Annotated in this window: 11 protein-coding genes; 7 read left to right on the top strand and 4 right to left on the bottom strand. The window is 59.0% G+C overall.

The window, feature by feature from the left end; genetic code table 11:
* Positions 1 to 24 precede the first annotated feature (24 nt).
* Positions 25 to 297, bottom strand: coding sequence for a hypothetical protein (locus tag BLQ55_RS15265; protein ID WP_092254920.1), 273 nt, complete (start codon positions 295 to 297; stop codon positions 25 to 27).
* A 221-nt stretch (positions 298 to 518) separates the two neighbouring features.
* Between BLQ55_RS15265 and BLQ55_RS15260 the strand changes: the two genes are divergently transcribed.
* From BLQ55_RS15260 to BLQ55_RS15245, 5 genes are all read left to right on the top strand, one after another.
* The gene (locus BLQ55_RS15260) at positions 519 to 3,008 is read left to right on the top strand and encodes a PQQ-binding-like beta-propeller repeat protein (protein ID WP_092254917.1); all 2,490 of its coding nucleotides are present in this window, start codon (positions 519 to 521) and stop codon (positions 3,006 to 3,008) included.
* A gap of 402 nt (positions 3,009 to 3,410) precedes the next feature.
* Entirely contained in the window at positions 3,411 to 5,117 is a 1,707-nt protein-coding gene (locus tag BLQ55_RS15255) for a ShlB/FhaC/HecB family hemolysin secretion/activation protein (protein WP_092254914.1), read from the top strand.
* 24 nt (positions 5,118 to 5,141) lie between these two features.
* Positions 5,142 to 18,164, top strand: coding sequence for a two-partner secretion domain-containing protein (locus BLQ55_RS15250; RefSeq protein WP_092254911.1), 13,023 nt, complete (start codon positions 5,142 to 5,144; stop codon positions 18,162 to 18,164).
* Positions 18,164 to 18,562 (top strand): hypothetical protein, encoded by a 399-nt coding sequence (locus tag BLQ55_RS31590; RefSeq protein ID WP_143011740.1) that lies wholly within the window; start codon positions 18,164 to 18,166, stop codon positions 18,560 to 18,562. The genes BLQ55_RS15250 and BLQ55_RS31590 overlap by 1 nt, the downstream gene beginning before the upstream one ends.
* A gap of 228 nt (positions 18,563 to 18,790) precedes the next feature.
* Positions 18,791 to 19,351: a hypothetical protein gene (locus tag BLQ55_RS15245; RefSeq protein WP_092254907.1), complete on the top strand. Its 561-nt coding sequence runs from the start codon at positions 18,791 to 18,793 to the stop codon at positions 19,349 to 19,351.
* A gap of 44 nt (positions 19,352 to 19,395) precedes the next feature.
* Here the strand turns inward: BLQ55_RS15245 and BLQ55_RS15240 are convergent, their stop codons facing one another.
* A complete protein-coding gene (locus BLQ55_RS15240; RefSeq protein WP_092254904.1) occupies positions 19,396 to 19,668 on the bottom strand; it encodes a hypothetical protein in 273 nt (90 codons plus the stop codon).
* 683 nt (positions 19,669 to 20,351) lie between these two features.
* Between BLQ55_RS15240 and BLQ55_RS15235 the strand changes: the two genes are divergently transcribed.
* Positions 20,352 to 20,639, top strand: a complete 288-nt coding sequence (locus BLQ55_RS15235; protein ID WP_092255078.1) for a HigA family addiction module antitoxin — start codon at positions 20,352 to 20,354, stop codon at positions 20,637 to 20,639.
* 234 nt (positions 20,640 to 20,873) lie between these two features.
* Here BLQ55_RS15235 and BLQ55_RS15230 read toward each other — a convergent pair whose 3' ends face one another.
* Complete coding sequence (locus BLQ55_RS15230; RefSeq protein ID WP_092254901.1) at positions 20,874 to 21,605, bottom strand: DUF899 domain-containing protein; 732 nt, start codon at positions 21,603 to 21,605, stop codon at positions 20,874 to 20,876.
* A 187-nt stretch (positions 21,606 to 21,792) separates the two neighbouring features.
* On the opposite strand from BLQ55_RS15230, the gene BLQ55_RS15225 reads away from it, so the two are divergent.
* Positions 21,793 to 22,185, top strand: a complete 393-nt coding sequence (locus BLQ55_RS15225; protein WP_092254898.1) for a transcriptional regulator — start codon at positions 21,793 to 21,795, stop codon at positions 22,183 to 22,185.
* A gap of 163 nt (positions 22,186 to 22,348) precedes the next feature.
* On the opposite strand, the gene BLQ55_RS15220 is transcribed toward BLQ55_RS15225, so the two are convergent.
* Positions 22,349 to 23,215: a DUF6279 family lipoprotein gene (locus BLQ55_RS15220; RefSeq protein ID WP_092254895.1), complete on the bottom strand. Its 867-nt coding sequence runs from the start codon at positions 23,213 to 23,215 to the stop codon at positions 22,349 to 22,351.
* Between the last annotated feature and the right edge of the window lie 50 nt (positions 23,216 to 23,265).

Here is a 23,265-nt window from a genome sequence, read left to right as displayed (position 1 = left end):
GCCACAAAAGCAGGCTGTGGTTAATCACCCAGCCTTCTTCTCCGCCTGCTTCAACTCCTCCAGACGCTTATCGATCAACTGGCACTTATCCGGCAGATCCTTGCTGGCGGTCTCCAGGTTCATGGCCTGCAACTCATCATTGATTTCCTTGGCCTTGGCCGGATTCTGCTCGGTGAGCTTGGACACTTCCTGGGCCAGCTGTTCACGTTTGAGGGTGGCTTCGTCAGGCGTGCAAGCCCAGGCGGGCAGGGCGCAGGTCAGGGTGGCTGCGAGGGTGAGTTTCAAGAGGGTTTTCATGGCAGGGCCTCGTATTCCTTGTTGGGCAGGTAATGGGTTGAGGCCGGTCTCGGGTGGAAAGTTCATTGGCCATCGCCCTGATGGCTTTCTTTTTCGTAATTCCCTCGCCGATATTAAACCGTCGTCTACCATGGAAAATGTGACAGGCAGCGCTGTACCTTCAACGCTGAAGTGCTCCTGTCCAGATGTTGGATCTTCATTAACTCAAAGGAATGAAAGCGATGAGCCTTGGAGCGATGTCCAGTCGGCTGGTGTTGTGCCTGTGTAGTTTATTCGCGGTCTCATCAAGTTATGCAGAAAGTGTGGTCATCGCCACTCCGCAAAGAGGTGTGGGGATCGAGGTGGACGTATTCGACAGTCCTGATGCCCTCAACGGAAAGCCGTCTGCAACCAGCAACGTGCCATCCATTTCGGTTGGGTTGTTTACACCCGCGGTGCAATCGTTCAAAGGCAAGATGTATATGTTCTGGGTCAGCGATAGCGATACCGCTCATATCTATTTTTCTACTTCGGCGCAGGGAAATAACTGGTCTGCCCCACAGTCCATCCCCGTCGCCAATATCTTGGGTAATGTTTCAGTCACGGTGTTCAAGCAAAAGCTGATACTGACCTTTACCGACCAGGCTCAAATAAATAGCATCAGTTCCGAAGATGGGATGACTTGGTCCGACGCTAGCCCTGTCACGGCTTCCAGTGATGCAGCCTATAACAGTCCTGTGGTGTACAACGGACAATTGTTTGTCTTCTACTGCGAGGAGGATGACGACACGGTTTACTACGTGACCTCGGACGATGGTCTTCAGTGGAGCCAGCCAAATCTCGGGTTCAAGGCAAACGCTTACAGGGTCCTGAGCATAGTGCCGGTGGTCTATAACGGTGAACTGTTGCTTTACTACTCTTATGACGTTGGCCATTTGGCCGTGCGTGCTTACAACCGCAGTGCTCAGTGGGGCGATGAGCAAACGCTGTCGGGTATCGCCAATGAGCTTCTCCTGAGCCGTGCCACAATGATCGGCAACCGCATTTTTATCAGCAGTGGCACGAATACGTTTGCTTCAACCGACGGAGTCAACTGGAGCCCCTATTTTTCCAAGACGTTCCCCGGGGATTTGACGGGCGCGCCGGGGCTGGGCGTTTCCTATGCCATTACCACGAGCGATCTGACAGCAGACAACCCACAACTGCCTGCGGACCTGGCAACGGGTCTTAGCCATACCGACTATGCGACGTTCGCCTGGCGGAGTTTTTTCGCACTGAACAATACGGCCAAGACCCCGTTGCCGGCTAACCGTGGCGTCGGCAATCCCACCGGCAGCTTTGCCGATTCGGGCAAGGCCTCACAATCTCCCAATCCCTTGTTGTGGCAAACCTTCGCTCACCGTACCGAGCTGTTTCCGGCGGGAAAACAAAAAAACTCCGCTGGCGGTCCTATACGTCCGTTTGGTTCCGACCCGCAATACAGCTACATCAATTTCCCCACTGGGGTGCCCTTGGCGGCTGGCGCCACCTATGCTCATTACAACAATCTGGACGAGGCGACCCAGATAGGTCAGAACGCGATATTTTTCCCGGTCAACCCGCCGAATGCGGCGAAGACAGGAAACGACTATGCACCTTCAAACGACAGCCAGATCCTGTTCGAGGCCAAGGCGAACCCCGTCGTTTACGAATATGCGAAAGGCCTGACCAGCTTCCCGGATACTAATGTAGTGCTGCCCGACGGTGCGGTGGAGGTCAAGGCGGCATGGCGCAAGCTGGCAGACATCCCGGTACAGAATCGTGGGCGCTACCATACAGCGACGGTGGTGACCTACCAGGGCAAAGACGATGCGCCGGTGGCGCACAATGAAGACTACGCGCTGGTTGCCCTGCACATCATCCACAAGACGCCCAACTACCCGACCTTCATATTCGCCACGTTCGAGCATGAGGATGCCCTGACGTTGTCCGATGGCAAGTCGCCGAGCGGACTCTACTACATCGCCAACTACAACGAGATTGCTTACCCCGGTTCCGATACAAATCCCCCAACGGCCACTTTCTCTGACGGCAGCAAAACCCATACGGTTTCTTTACCGAAGGCGGGGCCCGTCGCCAATTCGAACCTCAATCCTCCCGTCTACTCCAACAGTAATGGAATTCCCGAGGGGCAGGCAGGCCCGATTCGTGTCGTTCAACCGCTGACCATTTATTCCGAAGTCGCGGCGGTGAACAACCAGGTCAAGCAACTCATGGATGGCAGCAGCGAATTCAACAATTCGGTCTGGAAGCACTATCGACTCAAAGGCGTGCAGGCCATCCCGTCGAGCACTCAAACCGATCCGGATTACTACCTGGCCAATATCATGGTCGAAAGCAGCCAGCCGGGGATTCAGCTGTTTCGTGGGAGCAACGTATTCCCGATCCCGAATAACAATACCCTGACCAATGCGCGCAACCAGCCGAACATCAAGGTGCCGGTTTATGACCACAGCACCCAAAGCCTGACCATGGGTGGTTGCATGGGGTGTCACGGCATTGCCCAGAGCTCGCTCAAACAAGGTTTCAGCTTCCTGTTCGACGCGATCAATCCCACGTTCAGCAAAGGTGTCACCGGCTTTGCGGGCCCAGAGACCGTAGGCTTACCTGATCCGCGCACCATGAAGGCACGGGCGCTGAAATATTCTTTCGGTCCTCGGAACACGGCAGCCGTCGAGGAGGCAAGCAAGTAGTCGTCAAACCTCTGCCCAGCAGGGTATCCGTGCTTTCCGAGGCGAATGCCTAGCTCTTTCATAAAGAACCGGACCTTGAGTCCGGTTTTTTTATGAGCCCCAACCTGGATTCCAAGCGTCTGGGAAAGATCGCAGCCTCGTTGCACTCGACAGCTCCTACTCAGCTCCTACGTACCCCAGCGTCGACACAAAAGTCTTGCGGCGAATACTGCCTGTCCGATTTGTCGGAGGTTTCCAGGTCTGCCTCGGGACCTTTCGTACCTCCGTACCGGAGCCATCCGATTTCAGATGAATGGTTCCAGCAATAGCCTTAAAGCCCAATTCATTTAGTTGACGTCAAAATGATGGCTCATTAATATCGCGCCACTATTTTGATGTCATTTTCCATTCGAGGGATCGAACATGTCCTCACCCGTCTTTTGGGCGAGGTTGTGCGTGGCTTTGCTGTGCCTTTCTCCGCTGACCGTGGCTCACGCCGCCCCCACTCCAGGCGAGACGGACCTGATCCGCGAGCGCCAGAACCGTTTGCTCGAAGAGCAGCGTCGTCGCCTGGAGGAACTCAAGGACCTGCCCGGCAAGGACACGAAGCCGGCCCAGCCCACCGCACCTGCCGATACCCGTTGCTTCCCGATCAAGACCATCGAGCTCAAGGGCGCCAACAGTCTTTCCGCCAGCGAGCGCGAGCATCTGCTCAAGCCCTACATCGGCCAATGCCTGGGGGTGCCGCAGCTTAACGAACTGCTCAAAGTCATCACCGACCACTACATCGAAAAGGGGCTGGTCACCAGCCGTGCCTATCTGCCGCAGCAAGACCTGTCCGGTGGGCATCTGAGCGCACTGGTGGTGGAAGGGCGACTCGAAGGCCTGAAGGGGGCCGAGAACAGCCAGTTATCGGACCGTGAATTGGCGATGGCTTTTCCCGGCAAGGCCGGTGACCTGGTCAACCTGCGGGAGATCGAGCAGATGGTGGACCAGCTCAATCGCCTGCCGTCGAACCAGGCCAAAATGGAGCTGACCCCCGGCCAGGAAGTCGGTGGCAGTGAAGTGCGGGTCACCAATGAACCGAAAAAGCCTTGGCGCGCCGGCCTGTCGCGCAGCAACGACGGCCAGCGCAGCACCGGTGAACAGCAGTGGGGCAGCAGCTTCGAGTGGGACAGCCCGCTGGGCCTGGCCGACCAGTTGATGCTGCGCGGCGGTCACGATGGGATGACCGATCACCAGCACACCTCCAACAACGCCATGCTTTATTACAACCTGCCTTGGGGCTGGTGGAACGTCAGCTACACCTACAGCCAGAGCGAATACCGCTCGCAAATCCCGGCCAACGGTTTCAACTTCAAGCAGACGGGCGACAGCCAGAACCATCAGTTGCGGGTCGAGCGGGTGATCCATCGCGATGCGCTGAGCAAGACTTCCCTCAACACCGGTCTTTCGTACCTGCGCACCAACAACTTCATCGAAGACAGCAAGCTTCGCGAGAGCAGCAATCGCATCAGCGAGGCGCAGTTCGGGATCAACCACGGACGGCGAGTCGGCAGTGCTTTCGTCAACCTCGACCTGGGCATGCAGGAGGGCATCGGTGCCCTGGACGCCCAGGGCGATCACGACCCGGGCCCTGGCGTGCCGGATGCGCGCTATCGCAAATACACCGCCACCGCCAGCTACCTGCAGCCTTTCAAGCTGTGGGACGAGTCCTTCAGCTTCAGCAGCCTGATGACCGGTCAGCGCAGCGAGGACGTGCTGTTCAGCCCCCAGCGCATGAGCCTGGGCGGGCAATCATCGATTCGTGGCTACAAGGACCAATCACTGTCCGGCGACAGCGGCGGCTACTGGCGCAACGACCTGCGCTGGAGCCGCCCGGTGGCGGTGGAGTGGCTGCGCCCGGTGTTCGCCGAATACGGCACCAGCCTCGGCTATGACCAGGGCGTGATTCGCGGCGACCGCTACAACGGCGGGCAGCACGGGCGCATGTCGAGCAACTCGGTGGAGTTGTTCGCCCGCGGCGAGCACCTGAGCGCCAGTGTCACCTTCGCCCATTCCCTGGAACGCCCGGATGCCCTGACCGAGCGCGAAGCGCCGATCTACTTCCGCATTGATGCATTTCTCTAAATTTTGCTGCAACGAGACCTGAACATGGACGACCGCCAATACGCCTTCCTGGCCCGCCAACCTTCTGCTGTCCTGAAAAACCGAGAGCGGTTTCTCGGCATGCCCAAGCGCGGCCTGGCGTTCCTGTTGGTCAACGTCATGTTCTGGCAACCGCTGTGGGCCCAGGCCGACGGCATTGTCGTCAGTGCACCGGGCACCGGCCTCAGCCAGGCAGGCAATGGCGTGCCTATCGTCAACATCGCCAAACCCAACGGCAGCGGTCTGTCCCACAACCAGTTCAGCGACTACAACGTCGGCAGCAACGGCGTGATCCTCAACAACGCCACCGCCCGCACCCAGTCCACGCAACTGGGCGGGATCATTATCGGCAACCCGAACCTCAACGGCACGGCCGCCACCACCATCCTCAACGAAGTCAACGGCGGCAACCCCAGCCAGTTGCGCGGCTACACCGAAGTAGCCGGGCAATCGGCCCGCGTGATCGTGGCCAACCCCTACGGCATTACCTGCAACGGCTGCGGCTTCATCAATACCCCGAAAGCGACTCTGACCACCGGCAAGCCAATCATCGAGAACGGCCAGGTGAGCCGCTATCAGGTCGACCAAGGCAGTGTCGCGGTCGAGGGCGCGGGCCTCAACGCCAACAACGTCGACAGTTTCGAAATCATCACTCGCAGCGCCAGGATCAACGCCGAGATCCAGGCCAAGAACCTGACCATCGTCACCGGGCGCAACGACGTCAACGCCGACACCTTGAGCGCCACGACACGCGCCGACGACGGCAGCGCCAAGCCGCAGCTGGCCATCGACTCTTCGGCGTTGGGTGGGATGTATGCAGGCGCCATCAAGCTGGTGGGCACCGAGGCCGGGGTTGGGGTGAAGCTGGACGGCAAGCTGATTGCCAGCGGTGGGGATATTCAGCTCGATGCCAACGGCCACCTGAGCCTGGCGCAGACCTCGGCCACCGGCACGATCAACGTCAAAGCCGCGAGCCTCGATGCCCAAGGCCCGGTCTACGCCGGCACCACGTTGAACGCCCAGGCCCAGGGCAACCTGAGCAACCAGCAGAGTCTTGCGGCGCGGGACAGCATTACGCTGAACGCGGGCGGGAAGTTGACCAATAGCGGCATCATCGAGGCCGGGGTCAATGCGGACAACACCCGTAACGCGACGGGGGATGTGAGCCTGACGGCGCAGAGCCTGAATAACAATGGTCAGAGCGTTGTTGCCAGTCGTAACCTCACCGCCAACGTGACGCAGACGCTGAGTAACCAGGGCGGAACCCTGAGCGGCGGGCAGACCACTACAGTCAACGCCGCGACCCTGGACAATCAAAGTAAAGGACGGGTGCTCAGCAGCAATACGCTGAACATCACCGCCAACACACTGCTCAATACCCAGGGCACAGTCAGCAGCAACGGCAACCTGACGGCCAATGTCGGGCAGTTGAATAACACCAGTGGCGAATTCACCGGCTTGAACGGCGTTACGTTGCGCGTTGCTTCGCTGGACAACGTAGCGGGTCTGGTCGCGGCGGGGCAGGGGTTGGTTATCAACGCCAGCAGCCAGGTGAACAACCGCAGCGGCCGGATCACTTCAAGCAAGAGCGTGCAGCTCAGCGCTGCGTCGATGGATAACACCGCAGGCCGCTTGCTCAGTGACGGTGCGCTCACCGCCAGCATGTCGGCGCAGTTGCTGAATCAGACGGGGTTGCTGTCCTCGGCCGGACTGCTGACCCTCAACGCGGCGAGCCTGGACAACCGTCAGAGCGGCATCGTCACCACAAGCCAGGCTGCCAGCCTCACCGTAGGCACGTTGGATAACCGCGGCGGTGAGCTGTCGAGCCAGGGTATCCTGGCGCTGACCGGCACCGAGCTGAGCAACGGCAACAGCGGCAAACTGATTGCCTACGGCGACTTGCGCCTGACCCTGGAACGCCTGACCAACCAGAGCCAAGGGTTGATCTCCACCCGAGGCGCCCTGGCTGTCAATGCCGGGCAACTGGACAACCGCCAGGGCTCGCTGTACGCCCGGCAAGGGATGAACCTGGACCTGCGCGGGCAACTGCTCAATGCCCAAGGCAGCCTCAAAAGCGACACCAGCGCCAGCGTCAAAGCCGCCGGTATCACTAACGATGCGGGCCAGTTGACCAGCGTCGGTGCGTTGAACATCGACAGCGCCGCGACCCTGAGCAACCTGGGTGGCAGCGTGATCAGCGGCGACACGCTGGCACTGAAGGCCGGTCAGCTGAACAACACCTCCGGCCGCATCGCCAGTGGCAAAGCCCTGAATGCCCGCGTCACCGGGCTGGAGCAACAGAACGGCCAATTGGTCAGCAACACCAGCCTTTCCCTCGACCTCAACCATGGGCAATTGAACAACCAGGGCGGGCTGATCAGCACCCCCGGTGAGCTGCTGTTGAACAACCTCGCCGCCGTGAACAACCGTGACGGCGAGATCTCCAGCGACAAGGCCTTCAGCCTGAATGCAAACAGCCTGGACAACAGCGCCGGCAAGGTCGTCAGCAAGCAGGGCCTCAACCTGACCATTGCCCAGGCGTTGAACAACGCCCAAGGATGGGTCTCGGCCAATGGCCTTGCCGTGCGCGCCGCCAGCCTGGACAACAGCAGCGGCACCTTGAGCAGCGACGCCGACCTGAGCGTGAACGTCGACGCAACGCTGACCAACCTGGAGGGCGAAGTGTCCAGTGCCGGTCTGACCCGGCTCAACGCGATGACCCTGAATAACCGCAACGGTCAGGTGCTGGGCGATAACGCCTTGAACATCAGCTTGGGCGGTGCGCTGGACAACCGCGAGGGCGTGCTCGGTTCGGGCAAGGTCGTGGACATCCAGGCCGCGAGCCTGAACAACGGCAACGCCGGCCAGGTGATCAGCGACGGCAGCCTGAGCGCACGCATCAGCGGCCTGCTGGACAACCAGAGCCAGGGCGAAGTGATCGCCAAGGGCGCACTTGACTTGCAAACCGGTAGCCTCGACAACCGCGGCGGTCGCCTCACCGGGGTCGACCTGCTGACCGTGCGCAGCGATTCGCTCGACAACCGTGGCGGCAACATCCGCGCCGACAAAGCGCTGCAACTGACGGTCGCGCAACTGGACAACCGCAGCAACGGGATCATCACCGGCAAGGCCGGCGTCGGTGTCGAAGTCACGCGGCTGGACAACAGCGGTGGCCTGCTGAGCAGCGTCGGCTCGCTGAACTTGAAGGCCAATGAGGTGCAAAACGCCCTTGGCCGCCTCTCCAGCCAAACCGACCTCACCGCGCGGATCGATACCCTGCAACAGCAGGGCGGCGCGCTGGTCTCGCAAGGCAACCTGAGCCTGACCGGCAGCGTTCTGGATAACCGCAACGGTGGCTTGGTCGGCACCACAAAAGCGCTGGATTTGCAGGTTGGGCAGGTCGATAACCGGGCGGGCGAACTGTCCGCAGGGCTGGACGTCAAGGTCGGCGGTCAACGGCTGCAGAACAGCGACGGCGGCAAACTGATTGCCGGCAGCGCGCTTGAATTGAAAGTCGCGCAACTGATCAACCAGACCAAGGGCCTGATCCACGCCCAAGGCCGCCTCACGCTCACAGGCAGTACGCTGGACAACAGCGATGGCGCACTCAGCAGCCTGAATGCTTTGGTGATCACACTCGACAACGCATTGTTGAACAACAAAGGCCTGATCAGCAGCGAAGATGAACTGACCGTCAACGCCGGCAGCCTCGATAACGCCGCTGGCAGTCTGGGCAGCGCCGGTGCGTTGTCCATCGTCAGCCAGGGTGGGCTGATCAACCAGAGCGGCTCCATCAGCACCGACGCCGGGCTGAGCCTCAAAAGCGCCAGCCTGGACAATAGCCAGAAAGGCCTGATCTCGAGCAGCGCCGCCACTGAGGTCCGCACTGGCGCTTTCAATAACAGTCAAGGTGGCCGCCTGACCTCGGGCAACACCCTCAAGCTCACCGCCGCTCAGGTGAACAACGCCGCCGGCCGTATCGCCAGCAGCCAGGCCTTGAGCGCATCGGTCACTGGGCTGGATCAACAGCATGGGGAGCTGTTCAGCAACACCAGCGTCAGCCTGGACATGAACCAGGGGCAATTGAACAACCAGGGCGGCCTGATCAACGCCCCGGGCCTGTTGCTGCTGAGCAACCTCAAGGACGTCAACAACCAGGGCGGTGAAATTTCCAGTCGGCTAGCGTTCACCCTGGCGGCGCGGAACCTCGATAACAGCGGCGGCAAGCTGCTCAGCAATCAAGGCCTGGTCCTGAGGACAGCCCAGGCCCTGAACAACGCCAACGGGATCATCTCGGCCGCGTCCGTGGACAGCCACAGCGCCAGCCTGGATAACAGCGATGGCCTGGTCAGCAGTCTCGATCAGCTCGATTTGAACGTAGATACCCTGCTCGACAACCAGCGCGGTTCGCTGATCGCCGACGGTGCGCTGACATTGAACGCTGATCGCCTGGACAACCGTGCCGCCAGCATCGCCGGCAAAGCCGGGCTCAACGCTACCGTCACCGCGCTGGATAACCGTCAAGGCACGCTGGTCAGCACCACGGACCTGACAGTGAAGGCCTCCCGCCTCGACAACCGCCAGGCCGGTTTGATCGGCGCGACAAAAGTGCTGGATCTCAACGTTGACGACCTCGACAACCGTGGCGGCGAGCTGAGCGGTAACACGGGCGTCACACTGGTGAGCAAAAACCTCGACAACAGCGACAGCGGCCAAATATTCGCCGGGCAAAGCTTGAAGCTCACCGTGGACAAGCTGCTCAACCGGACCAAAGGCCTGCTCAGTGCCAAGACCCAATTGAGCCTCGAGGGCGGTTCCCTGGACAACAGCGGCGGCTATCTGGTCAGCCAGCAGAACCAGCGCATCGACCTCAGTGGCGACCTCATCAACACCCAGGGTCAACTCAGCAGCGAAGGTACCCTCGACGTCAGCGCCGCCAACCTGAGCAACAGCGGCGGCAGCTTGTCCAGCGCGGCGAGCCTCACCGTTAAAAGCCTGGGCCGCCTCGACAACCAGGGCGGCGAACTGGTGACCGACGGCGCGTTGTCGCTCAGCGGCACGGCCCTGGACAACCGTCAGCAAGGCAGCATCAGCGGCAAGGGCGCGGTCAATGTCACCACCGGCGCGTTCGACAACAGCCAGAATGGACGCCTCAACAGTGGCAGCACGCTGAACCTCAAGGCGGCCCAGGTCACCAACCAGGACGGCGGCCGCATCGGCAGCCAGGGCGCGTTGACTGCCTCGGTTTCCGGCCTGGATCAGCAGGGCGGGCAGTTGTTCAGCAACACCTCGCTGAGCCTGGACTTGAACAACGGCCAGCTCAACAACCAGAACGGCCTGATCAACGCCCCCGGTACGTTGCTGCTGAAAAACCTCCTCGGTGTGAACAACCAGGGCGGTGAAATCTCCAGCGCCCAAGCCTTCACCCTGGCGGCACAAAACCTCACCAACGATGGCGGCCGGCTGCTCAGCAACCAGGGCCTGACCCTGCGCGTCGCCCAGGCGCTGAGCAACGTCAAAGGCATGATCGGCGCGGCAACCGTCGATGCCCACGCCCAGAGCCTGAACAACAACGGGGGTGTCCTCACCAGCCGCGGTAACCTCGTCCTGGCGATCGATCAGCAACTGGATAACCAGGCCCAAGGTCTCATCAGCGCCGCGCAATTGCTCACGCTCAACAGCGGCGATTTGAACAACCAGGGCGGCAGCGTGTTGGCCAGTGGTGCCTTGCTGCTCAACGCCATGGCGCTCAACAACAGCGCCAACGGCCTGATCAATGCCCAGGGTGACCTCACGCTGACTGCCAACGCGCTGGACTCCAGCGACGGCGGCGAAGTGTCGGCCAAGGGCGATATGAACCTGACCCTCGCGACGCTCACTCAAAACGGCGGACGTCTGTTGGGCGAACAAGTCATGGCGCTGAACCTGGGCGGCCATGACCTGAACAACCGCAATGGCCTGATCACCGCTAAAGGTCCGCTGACCTTCAACGGCCTGCGCAACCTGAACAACCAAGGCGGCGAAATTTCCAGTAGCCAGAGCTTCACGCTCAGCGGCCAGACACTCGATAACAGCGGCGGCAAACTGATCAGCAGCCAGAGCCTGAGCCTAAAGGGCGGTAGCTTGGTCAACCAGAACGGCTTGATCTCTGGATGGCAAGACTTGCAGGTCAGTGGCAGCAGCCTGGACAACCGCAACAACGGCACGCTCTCCAGCCGCAATGGAGACGTCGGCGTCACCCTCAGCGGGGCTCTGCTCAACAGCGCTGCCGGTGCCCTGGTTGGCCAGAAAAAACTCACTGTCAGCGCCGCCAGCCTGGATAACCGGGGCGGGATTCTGTCCAGCGGTGGCGACCAGACCCTGACCGTCACTGGCGGTTCGCTGAACAACGCCCAAGGCGGCTTGATCGACAGCGGCGCCATTCTGGTCATGAAGGCCATGACCCTGGGCAATGCCGGCGGCACCGTCAATGCACAACAAGCCCTGAGCTTCACCGGCACCTCCCTGGACAACAGCGGCGGCAACCTGATCGGCAACGCCGCCGTGACCCTGGACTTGCTCGGCGCCCTGACCAACACCACGGGCAAGCTCGCCAGCGCCGGCCCACTGCGGGTCGAACGCGCCACGCAGATCAACAACCAGGGCGGCCAGATCGCCAGCCAGGGCCTGCTGACCCTGCTCACCGGCGGCCTGGACAACCGCAATCGCGGCACCGTCGCGGCCAATGATTCGTTGGTCTTGAATACCTCCGGCGCCGTCCAGAACGATGCCGATGGCTTGATCTACAGCCAGAACGGCGGCGTGGAAATCGACGCGGCCAGCCTTACCAACGGCAAGGGTGTGGTGCAAAGCCAAGGAGGGTTGAAACTCACGGTCGATGCGGACATCGATAACCAGAGCGGCCGCCTCCAAGCCAAGGCCGGCGATGTGACCGTAGCGGGTCGCCATTTTGATAACCGTGGCGGCGTCCTCGCCAGCCTGCAAGGCCTGCTCACCACCCAACTGACCGGCGTGCTGAAAAACGGCTACGACCTGAACAACAACCGCCAGGGCGGCATCACCCAGGCCCAGCGCCTGAACCTGACCGCACGCGGCGGCCTCGACAACTACGGCGGGCGCATCTCCGCACAGACCGGTGACGCCACCGTCACCACCGGCAATTTCGACAACCGCAACGGCGGCCTCTATGCCAAAGGCAAGATCAACGTCAGCGCCAACGATTTTGACAACAGCGGTGACAACGACGGCCAGATCGCCGGCAGCCAGATCGACCTGGACCTCACCGGCGCGTTGAACAACCGCCTGGGCATTATCGAAAGCGACAGCACCCTGGCGATCAAGGCGGCGAGCCTGGATAACCAGACCGGACAGTTGCGTGCCTTGGGTGGGAGCGGCACGACCAGCTTCCAGATTGGCGGCCTGTTCGATAACCGCAATGGCACGCTGGAAACCGCCAACAATGGCCTGATCCTCAACGCCGCCAACTTCCAGAACCAGGGCGGCAGCCTGTTACACGTGGGCAGCGGCAACTTCGATATCTCCACCGCCAACCTCACCAACGCCGGTGGCAGCCTCGTCACCCGCGGCGGCTTGACGCTGACCGCCGACAGCTGGACCAACAGCAGCGTGATCCAGGCCGGACGCCTGACCGTCAACGTGAACAACCTGACTCAGACCGGGACCGGGCAGTTGCTGGCTTCTACCAGCCTGGTGGGGAACGGGGGGAATTGGAGTAACGATGGGCTGATTGCCAGTGATGGTTCGATCAGTCTGGCGTTGGGGGGGAGCTACGGAGGCAGCGGGCGGATGTCGAGCCTCGGTGGTATCGACCTGACCGCAGCGCAACTGAATTTGGGCGCGGCTTCCAGCATCGCTGGCGGTGGCGACACCACGGTAAACATCAGTGGGCAACTGATCAATGCCGGGCGTCTGACCTCCAGTACAAACCTGACCGTCCAGGCCGGGAACCTCATCAATTCTGGAACCCTGGGTTCGGCCCGGAACCTCGTATTGAAAACCCCTTCGCTGCTCAATGACCGCGGGTTGGTATTCAGCGGTGCGGACATGACGCTGGGCGTGAGCAACTTCACCAACCAGAGCGGCGATCTTTACGGGTTGGGGAATGTTTTGATGGGTGGTTATGGCGGCGCCGCACGAGCCGCCAGCGTGAACAATGTCTCCGGCTCGATGGAGAGCGGCGGCACATTCACGATCAACGCCGATGGGTTCCAGAACCGTACCGAGGGCGCGGTGGCGTCTGGTGGGCGCAAGCTGATTTCGGGGTTTATCGCCAATATATGTAATGACTGCAAAGGGGACTATTACACCTTCACGCTGGCGGCCCGTGAGGTCTTTGAAAGTGTTGACAACGACACCAGTGCCTCGGCGCTGCTGACGGCCGGCAAGGATTTCGTGTTCCAAGGCAGCAGCTTTCTCAACAGTAAAAGTACGGTGAGCGCTGGCGGCAATATCAACATCGTGGCCGACAACGTACAGAACATCGGTGCGCAGAACGGAACCATCGAGCGCACGCGCATGTATCAAGTCGCAGGTATGAGCGACGGCGGTACCGGGCGGTTTTTCGCCAACGTCCTGACTCCTTACAACCAGCGCAATAACCCTGATTTCCCGTATGTCTATTACCTTGATCTGGACGGGAATATTCACAAGGCCATCCCCAAATCGACTCGCTACAGGGAAGGGGGGCGAGACGGTGAAACGCTTTCCGTGGTGGCTCTTACAGATGTCGATACAGGGGCCACTGTCAAAACACGTGGAGACTACAACCTCGTACTGCCCGGGCTGAGCTACGGTTTCGAGAACACCACGCAATCCCAGTACGATCCGAACAACCTGCTTCAGATGCCAAACCTGGATCAGTACAACCTTCTAAGTGACATCGAAATCGTCAAAGACAGTTCCGGCGCCGCCAGTACAGTCGGCAGCCGTAACGCCGTCATCCAGGCCGGCGGTAACGTCTCGATCACCGCAACCAAAGACCTGCAGAACAGTGTCATCCATGAGGACTACGCTGCCAGTGGCGGTACCAATAAAGTGGCGAACACCCAGGCAAGCGGAACCGGCACCACCGTCGTAAGGATCAACAATCAGCTGCCACCTGATCGCGCCCAGCAGCAGGTGAACCCGCTGAGCCTTCCTGGTTTCGCCTTGCCCTCCGGGCAAAACGGTCTGTTCCGCTTGAGCGGCCAAGGTGGTTCGGCTCAACAGGCCACCCAAGCCAGCACCGGCTCGCAAAACTGGAGCATGGGCAGCGCCTCGATCAGCACCCGCCAGCGCCAGCAAGACTTGCCTGATGCTCAAGCTCGTGATGTCCAGGTAGGTGCTATCGCGGCGGTGGGCACCAGTGATCGGCAACTGGCCCTGATCGCTCGTCAAGCCAACGACAGCAACGTGAGCGCCAGTACGCTCAACGTCAGTGCGCCCGTTGAAGGCAGCCACTCGCTGCCAATGCCAAGTCGCAACGGCGGCGTCGGCGCCGGGACTCAAGTGGCCGCCGTGAATGTCACGGGTACCAACCTGCTTCCAACGGCACAGGTCGTTCCACAGGTGGGCAATGCGGTGGATACGCCAGCCGCCAGCCAGGCGGTCGTGCGCGTTCAAGGTGTACCGGAGACTTCCTTCAAGTCCAATCCGCAGAAGTACCTGATCGAAACCAACCCCGTGCTCACCGACCTCAAATCGTTCATGAGCTCGGACTACCTGCTGCAAAACCTCGGCTACGACCCGGACCAAAGCGCCAAACGCCTGGGCGATGGCCTCTACGAACAGCGCTTGATCCAACAGGCGGTCGTTGCCCGCACCGGCCAGCGTTTCATCGACGGCCAGACCAGCGACGAAGGCTTGTTCAAATACCTGATGAACAACGCCATCGCCAGCAAGCAGGAACTCGGCCTGTCGGTGGGCGTGACGCTGACTTCGGAACAAGTCGCCGCGCTGACTCACGACATCGTCTGGCTCGAAGAGCACGAAGTGAATGGTGAAAAAGTTCTGGTGCCGGTGCTGTACCTGGCCCAGGCCGAAGGCCGCCTCGGGCCGACCGGTGCGCTGATCGCCGGTAATGACGTGACGCTGATCGCTGGTCAAAACCTCGATAACGTCGGCACCCTGCGCGCCGCCAACAACCTGTCGGCGACCGCGGGCAACGATCTGGTCAACAGTGGCTTGATCCAGGCCGGTAATCGTCTGGACCTGTTGGCGGTCAACAACATCGCCAACCAGGCTGGCGGGATCCTCGCCGGGCGTGACGTCAACATCAAGGCGGTGATGGGGGACGTCGTCAACGAGCGTACCGTGACCACCGCAAACTACAGCCGGCGACAGGACTTCATGGACAGCGCCGCCCGTATCGAGGCTGCCAATGATCTGGACATGGGCGCCGGACGCGATATCAAGAGCGTCGGCAGCGTCATGGTCAGTGGGCGTGACACCACGATCGATGCCGGCCGGGACGCGATCATCGTCTCAGCCCAACAGGAAAGTGCCAGCAACAATGGTGTCCGCAAAAGCGCGGTGACGCAGTTCGGCTCCAGCGCCCAAGCAGGTCGTGACCTGATCGTGAACGCTGGCCGGGATCTCAACGTCATCGCCAGCCAACTCGGGGCCGAGCGCAACGTCGCACTGACTGCCGGGGAGAATATGACCATCTCCTCCGCGGCCGACGAAACCCACTCTTATTCCAAAACGAAAAAAGTCACCACCCAGGAAGATCACGTCAAACAGATCGGCAGCGCCATCACCGCCGGCGGTGACGTGACGATGGGGGCCGGAAAAGACATGGCCATCATCTCCAGCCGCATCAGCGCCGGGGACGAGGCTTATCTGGTGGCGGGCGAAAACCTCGATGTGCTGGCGGCGCAGGACAGTGACTATTCGCTGTACGACAAGAAGAAAAAAGGCAGTTGGGGGAAAAAGAAGACCAAGCATGACGAGGTGACCAAGGTCACGAACGTGGGGAGTGAAATAACTGCGGGCGGTGATCTGACGTTGGTCAGTGGGGATGACCAGCGGTATCAGGCTGCGAAGCTGAACAGTGGGGGTGACCTGACTGTGCAGAGTGGGGGGGCGATTACTTTCGAAGGTGTGAAGGACCTGAGTCAGGAAAGTCATACGAAGAGCAGTTCCAGCATGGCCTGGAATTCCATGAAGGGCAAAGGCCATACGGACGAGACCTTGCGCCAGAGCCAGTTGGTGGCTAAGGGCGAATTAGTCATCAAAGCGGTCGATGGCTTGAATATTGATATCAAGCGTATTGATCAGAAAACCGTCAGCCAAACGATTGATGCAATGGTAAAGGCCGACCCTGAACTGGCTTGGTTGAAGGAGGCTGAAAAGCGGGGCGATGTTGATTGGCGTCGTGTGGAAGAAATTCACCAAAGCTTCAAGTATTCAAACTCGGGGCTTGGCGTCGCCGCTCAAATGGTCTTGGCAATCGCGCTGGCAGTCGTCACAGGCGGAGCTGGCGCAGGCCTGATAGGGGCCGCCGGAGGAACCTTCTCGGCAGGTTTCGCCAATGCTGTTCTGATCGCCGTGGAAACCAACGCAGTGAACAGCGCCATTAGCAATAAAGGTGATTTGGGCGCAGTTCTAAAAGACACCACCAGCAGCGAAAGCCTCAAAGGCTATGTGGTTTCAGGGATGCTGGGGGGCATTGGAAACAGCCTCGGCTACGATCCGACCAAGTTAGGATTCAACTGGGATAGTGCAGGGCAAGTTGTCCTGAAGACAGGGGCGGACACCTTGGTCCAAACCGCCATCCAAGGTGGCAGTCTGGGCGATAACTTCGTTAACAACCTGTTGGGTGCTGTTATTGATATTGGCGGGGCGGTTGCCGCCAATAAAATTGGCAATCTGAATTTGGCTGAAGGCAGCCCGACCAAAGTCGCCGCCCACGCCTTGGTCGGTGGTTTGAAGTCGATGGCCATGGGCGGCGATTTTAAAACGGGAGCCTTGGCGGGAGGCGCCAACGAAGCGCTCGTACAATACTTGGCGGACTTGGTGCTACCTGAGGGCTATGACCCAAATCGACCGGGAGGCGAGCAGGATAAAGCCAACCTGTTGGCGATGTCGCAGTTGCTTGGTGTGCTCTCCGCGGTGGTTTCAGGCAGCGATCCACGCATCGCGGCAGACATTGCCGCCAACGCCACCCAATACAATTACTTGACCCATTCCGATCTTGAGCGAGCAGCCAACAAGCTACTGGGGTGCGGCAATGAGGGGCCATGCATAGATGAGGCATATACCACATACCATGAATTGAGCGAGCGGCAGACGCTGGAGGCGCTGGTCAGCTGTGGTCAGAGTAAAGGCAACTGCGCGGGCATCTCGAAGCTGGATGCCGAGGTACAAGCCAGGAAAGAACAGCTCCGTGATCTGATGAATTCTGCGTCACCTGAAGCCCGTGCAACCTATGAGCTTTTGATCGCGGAAAACAACGAGTTTCAAAATCTGTTGGCCGGGGTGACTACAGAGCATGCTTCCAAGGAAGTGACAGATCTCCTTGTTTCTCAATGGGGGGTTAGCCCGGAGTATGCGAAAGCTATTATTGAGGGCACAGTGACGCTGGCGGTTGGGTTGGCTGCTGGGCGGGCTGGTCGTGGGGGGGCAGGGGGAAATGGCGGGGGGCCAAAAGGCATTCCAAGCATAAGTCGTAGCGCCGAGATAACTGAGCTGTTTAGTTCTGCCAAGACCAGAAGTGGCATCCAAATTGGAAATCGCTCTCTCATTGAGGTTCCGAACACAGGCAATGCTAAAATATTCTCTGGTGCAACAGATGTGGAGGTTAAGCAGTATTTTTCTGAACTAACAGGGTCTACTTCCCTACCTTCTCCCCGCACTATCTCTGGGAAAGGTGATATTTATGTGGTTAGCACCCCGGAGGGGAACTACACTTTACGGAACTTCTCGTCTTCATCCGGTCAGACTGGACCTGCGTGGACTATCGATGTTCCCAAGGCAGCCACAGGGACCACATATAACCCAGAAATAAAATTCCTAATTGGGAAGCCATGATGACTGTCAAGTTTTTTGATGAAATAGTTCGCGATTCATTTGGTCTATGGATATCTGCTCTTTTTAGCACAATTGGTTCATGGAACCCTGAATTTACATTTGAACAGCGAAAAGATGCGTTTTTTTACATGATTGAGTATCTGCTGGTTAATGGTAAGATAAAATTCATTAAGCCCGGGGCTGATTGCTATGTTTCCCCAGATAATCCCTGTCCAAAGCTTTCTATTTACGATGAAGCAGCTCATTGGGATTTAGATGTGAAGAAGATTGTGTCTTCCCTAAGAGATTGTTGGCCAGAAAGTGCAGAATCTGAAAATGATAGCGAGCTAACAGTTTATTTTTATGAAATTCCAGGAGTGATTTGGATTGATGAGAGCGGGTGTTTTTTTGCATCGTAAAGTATTCAAAAAGGGGACACCCATTAGCCGGTCTCAAGTCAAGGTAACAGCCAACTCTCCCGGCAGTTTTGAACTGCAGGGTCTCCCTTATCTCAACCTGCCTGGTTGAACCCGTCGTACCCGTTTTCTCATCAATGGCTACGACCGAATCGTGCTTGACACCCATATGGATCAAGCGGTAGCGATAAAACTTTGTCTAGTGATCGACATGAAATTTCATGAGGATTTATGCGTTATTTTTATCTTGGTATCTTTTTTAGTCTGGCAATGCTCTTGTCGGCCTGCAACACAACCCCCTACGGCAAAGCCACCATCTATTATGACCGTGAACAGTTTCCTGCTCAGCTCGTCAAAGATTTTCCGGAGCTGACCGACCCAATTCTTCAGCATGGGCGCTGCTCACTGATTATTTCAACACCAGGTTCAAATACTGGAGCTTATTATTTTTGCACTTACGCGCTGACTGCAAATACCCTTTATATACAGGAGTGGGACGCCAAAGCACTGAAATATGTAGAGATCGTTCATGTGGGTATTTCGAAGCTTCAGAAGGTTGCATTGCACACTTTTTTTCGGACCAAACAGCTCCAATTGACCGAGGAACGACGTCAATTGGCGTTGAGCGTGACCACTGACGGCGGCGAGTTTATCAATGGAGCAGCCACCGAAAGTCTGTTTGAGGCAATAAAGCGCAAAGGGGTGCCAGTGGCGAAAAGCGAGGGCTTGATCAATTCCCCCAGGTCGGCTTCGCCAGTGGTAATTCCGGTTTTTATAAAAAAATATCGATAAGTACCAACGTACGAACGGGCGACCATAAGTCGCCCGCCGTTCATCTACTCCGCTACCTGCGCCCGCAACCGTCTCCCAATCACATCCATCACGTCACATCCGTCGCGCAGAGATATCGTCAGTAGTTTGCAAAAATCAGAAAGCACCACCGTATCGGAGCTGATATCCGAGCGGAACGCGATGTTTTCCAGCACCTGGGTCACGGTGCGGATGCGGTAGTCGGCGGTTTCGAAGAGGACGTCCAGCGGGGCTTCGGTGTCGATGAGCAGGGTGGCCGGGGTGCAGTCGATTCCGGTGATAGGCATGTATTTGGTCATAATCAGAGCCTCGAAAGTTGATGAGTCTCTCTGTAGATCGGGTCGCCAAACCCGGCTGCCTTTTTGGGCGACGAGGGACTATAGGGCTATCCGCTCTTGAGCTACAAGACACCGCTTTCCGAGCTTCATGTAGGACCTTTGGCCTGGCAGTTGTCGGCTTTGACTCAGGTGCAGCAAGCGACTGCTGCGCAGTCGAGCGGGAGCAAGCTCCCTCGCCACGGGGCGGTGCTCGATTTGAGGATTGTGCTTATCCGCACTGGTCACTGCTGGGCTTGGCCTCTTAGTGTTCGTTGTGATGTGAATAAGTCCTCGTTTCTTGCACTACGAGTTTGTTTGTCATTTGTCCGTTTAGTAGGAAGTTTCAACCTCCGAGCGGGATCCTTCGTACTTCTATACGAGATGCGTCTGATTTCAGAAGGACGGTTTCGACAGTAGTCTTTGATCAGAGGTGAGCGGCGTCGAACCATCGGCCTGATCAGCGCGTGGTTGGCGTGGTTGGTTACACCGAACGGCGAGGCGATGAAATCTGCATGTCTCCGCCCGAATAGCCACTAAGCAGGAGGCACGTTATGCCGGAAACATCGAAAACCGATTGGGAGTGCTTGGTCAAGTTGAACGATTCGGACATCGATACCAGCGATATACCCCCGCTAGGTGAGGATTTCTTCCGCCGTGCCGTGCTGATGAACATGCACAACCCTCCCCACCCCGGGGAGTTTATTACCAAGATTTATCTGGAGCCGAACGGCATCAGCGGTCGTGAGCTGGCAGAAAAGCTCGGTGTAGCCCCGTCGACATTGAGCCGTGTCTTGAAGGGCTCCAGCCGTGTTTCGCCTGAAATGGCGCTGCGGCTGTCTGTAGCGCTTGGCCGCTCGCCGGAGAGTTGGCTGGCCATGCAGGATGCTTACGATCTGTGGGTGGCTCGTCAGCATGTTGATTTGTTGCAGGTTAGAAAGCTCGCTTTCGCCTGAGTCGCCCCCAGACGTCGCCCGAGTTAGGGACTTGAGACAGACCAATCGAGATCGGCCTGTCTTTTTAATCGTAGTCTGGTCCGGTTCTCGTATGGAAAACAGGCGCCCTCAGTTACCCATCCTTTCATTACTCCGCTATTTACGCCGGCAGGCGTAGAAGGCGACTGCTACGCAGTCGAGCGGGAGCAAGCTCCCTCGCCACGGGGACCGCGCTCGACTGGGCCAGTGGACGTATCAGCCATGACAGCAACTATGTGGCTTGGCCTCGTCGTATTTATCGTGATGGCGCACCCAGTCCATGATTTCGTCTTCGTTGCGGCCCTTGGGCGTCAGGTCGAGGTAGTTGTAGGTGCCGACCAGGATGTCGAGGCCGCGGGCGTAGGTGGAGTAGGTGTGGAAGATGTCGCCGGCTTTGTTGCGATAGAAGACGCTCAGGCCGGGGAGTTCGCCTTCGGTGGTGTCGGTTTTTTCGTAGTTGTAGGTGGCTTTTCCGTCGGCGGTGTCTTCGGCTTTGAAGCTGACGCCGAAATCGTAGTTGAAGTCGCAGCCGTTGGATGAGACCCAGTCGAACGCCCAGCCCATGCGCCGTTTGAACGGCTGGAACTCGGCGAACCGGGCGCGGGAGACGGCGACCACGGCCACGTCATGGTGGGCCAGGTGTTGGTTGGCGCCGTCGATGTGGTCGGAGAGGAAGGAGCAGCCCTGGCAGCCTTCTGTCCAGCCGGGGCCGAACATGAAGTGGTAGACGATCAGTTGGCTGCGCCCGCCGAACAGGTCGGCCAGGCTCAGTTCGCCGTGGGGGCCTTGGAAGCGGTAGGGTTTGTCGATCTTGACCCAGGGCAGGGCGCGGCGTTCGGCGCTGAGTTTGTCCCGTTCGCGGGTGAAGGCTTTTTCGTGGGCCAGGTGTTGGCGGCGGGCGGCGAGCCATTCTTCTCGCGAGACGACCGGATGATTCTCTACGTTCATGGTGATTTCTCCTGCATGGCAGAGCTGCTGAGTGGGCGCTTCAGCAACTGGTCGTTTGGCCTTCGATGAATTCGACAGGCTGTTGGTCGGCTCAAGGCAGAGATCACCCGGAAACCCGGCTGAACGGCGGCGCAGCACCTCGGTCACAACCTAGGTAGGCATCTCACTCTTCAGAGGATGGACCAGGATGACGACTTATAACTGGGACTTGATCGAAAAGTTGTTGCACGAAGTGCAGAACGGCGCCGGCCACAGCTTTACGCCTCGGCCTTATGCGGAGCAGTACGTGGCGGAGAAAGCGGCAGCAGGCGAGGAGGTCGGAAACCTCGATCATCTGAAAGCAGTCGCCGGGGAGTATGAAAAATTACTGCTGGAGCGTGGCTATATCGAGCCGCGGCCGGAGGACGAGGGCGGTAATGGCGAGAATTTCGTGCTGACGCCCCGTGGCTCGCGATTGCTGAGCCTGATCGACAGCAGCATTCCGGGTAATGATCATCCGCGTCAGGTGCTGGATGACCAGGAAGATGCGCTGGATGAGTTTACGTTTGATGATTTGGCGTCCAAGGCGCAGATTGCCTGACAGGCCTGCACTGAATCCTGTGGGAGCGAGCTTGCTCGCGATAGCGATTGAACAGGCAACACATCTGTTGAATGTCAGACCGCTATCGCGAGCAAGCTCGCTCCCACATTCCCACATTCCCACATTCCCACATTGGAGCTCCAACATTGGATCTTCAGTGGTTTCAAGACCGTGCCGCTTTCAGGCACTTCAAATCAGTGAAATCCTTCTTCACCCCGTCGATTTTCTTCAGCAGCCGTTCGCGCTGGGGCGGGGTGCTTTCGGCCATCAGGTCCACCAGCAGGCTGCGAGCCTGGGCTTCGGTTTTGCTGAAGGCTTCGCGGTAGGCGGGGGTCCAGAGGCTTTCGCGGTTGACCAGCAACTGCTCGATGCGTTTCGGGAAGTCGGGACTGTGGCGTTGGGCCACGGCTTCGCTGAACTGGTTTTGCCAGTGGGCGCGGTTGGCGATCCATTGCTGGTTCTGATCGCCCAGGGCGGTGGACCAGGCGACTACCCGCTGGCGCTGGGCGTCGTTGAGCGGGCCGAGCCAGTCGTTCAGGCGTTTGACCATGCGCTCGCTGCGTTCCTGGATCTGCTCCTGCAAGGTCGGCTTGAGGTATTGCTGCTGGCGCTTGCGCTGGTCCTTGACGAAGGCCGCGTCCATGTCGGCGACCTGGTCGTCGCTCAAGCCTTGCAGCAATTCGATGGCCGACGGGGTGATCTCCCGGGCGGTTTCGGCTATCGCGGCCTTGGCTTCGCGGGTGCGCTGCTGCAGGGCTTCGTCGGTCACCTGGTTGGTTTGCACCATGGTCTTCAGGCGGTCCAGCCAATCCAGGTAGCCGGGTAATTGCGTGGTGCAGTGCCAGCTCAAGTGCTCCTTGAGGCGTTCGTTGAACCAGTCTTTCTGTTCGCCGTTGATCTCCAGGTAGTCGTTGAGGGTCCAGGGGATGATCAGGTCGAGGTTGCGGTAGGCCAGGCCTACGCGGCTGCAGGCGGTGAGCGTCAGCAGCAGGGCGATGAACAGGGCAGTGCGGGTCAACCAGCGCGACATGAGCGAGTCCTTGCAAAAGCGTAGGTGCTTTGTTGGAGCATGGCAGGCAC

This window comes from Pseudomonas sp. NFACC13-1 (genome assembly GCF_900104425.1).
In the GTDB taxonomy this organism is placed as follows: Bacteria; Pseudomonadota; Gammaproteobacteria; order Pseudomonadales; family Pseudomonadaceae; genus Aquipseudomonas; species Aquipseudomonas fluorescens_AA.
The sequence above is the reverse complement of the archived record's forward strand: the minus strand, read 5'-3'. Positions and strand labels throughout refer to the sequence as shown.

Excerpts from the sequence above, each read along its gene's own strand:
- BLQ55_RS15265 (WP_092254920.1), bottom strand. The coding sequence starts at position 297 with ATGAAAACCCTCTTGAAACTCACCCTCGCAGCCACCCTGACCTGCGCC.
- BLQ55_RS15240 (WP_092254904.1), bottom strand. The coding sequence starts at position 19,668 with ATGACCAAATACATGCCTATCACCGGAATCGACTGCACCCCGGCCACC.
- BLQ55_RS15260 (WP_092254917.1), top strand. The coding sequence starts at position 519 with ATGAGCCTTGGAGCGATGTCCAGTCGGCTGGTGTTGTGCCTGTGTAGT.
- BLQ55_RS31590 (WP_143011740.1), top strand. The coding sequence starts at position 18,164 with ATGACTGTCAAGTTTTTTGATGAAATAGTTCGCGATTCATTTGGTCTA.
- BLQ55_RS15250 (WP_092254911.1), top strand. The coding sequence starts at position 5,142 with ATGGACGACCGCCAATACGCCTTCCTGGCCCGCCAACCTTCTGCTGTC.
- BLQ55_RS15245 (WP_092254907.1), top strand. The coding sequence starts at position 18,791 with ATGCGTTATTTTTATCTTGGTATCTTTTTTAGTCTGGCAATGCTCTTG.
- BLQ55_RS15230 (WP_092254901.1), bottom strand. The coding sequence starts at position 21,605 with ATGAACGTAGAGAATCATCCGGTCGTCTCGCGAGAAGAATGGCTCGCC.
- BLQ55_RS15235 (WP_092255078.1), top strand. The coding sequence starts at position 20,352 with ATGAACATGCACAACCCTCCCCACCCCGGGGAGTTTATTACCAAGATT.
- BLQ55_RS15255 (WP_092254914.1), top strand. The coding sequence starts at position 3,411 with ATGTCCTCACCCGTCTTTTGGGCGAGGTTGTGCGTGGCTTTGCTGTGC.
- BLQ55_RS15225 (WP_092254898.1), top strand. The coding sequence starts at position 21,793 with ATGACGACTTATAACTGGGACTTGATCGAAAAGTTGTTGCACGAAGTG.
- BLQ55_RS15220 (WP_092254895.1), bottom strand. The coding sequence starts at position 23,215 with ATGTCGCGCTGGTTGACCCGCACTGCCCTGTTCATCGCCCTGCTGCTG.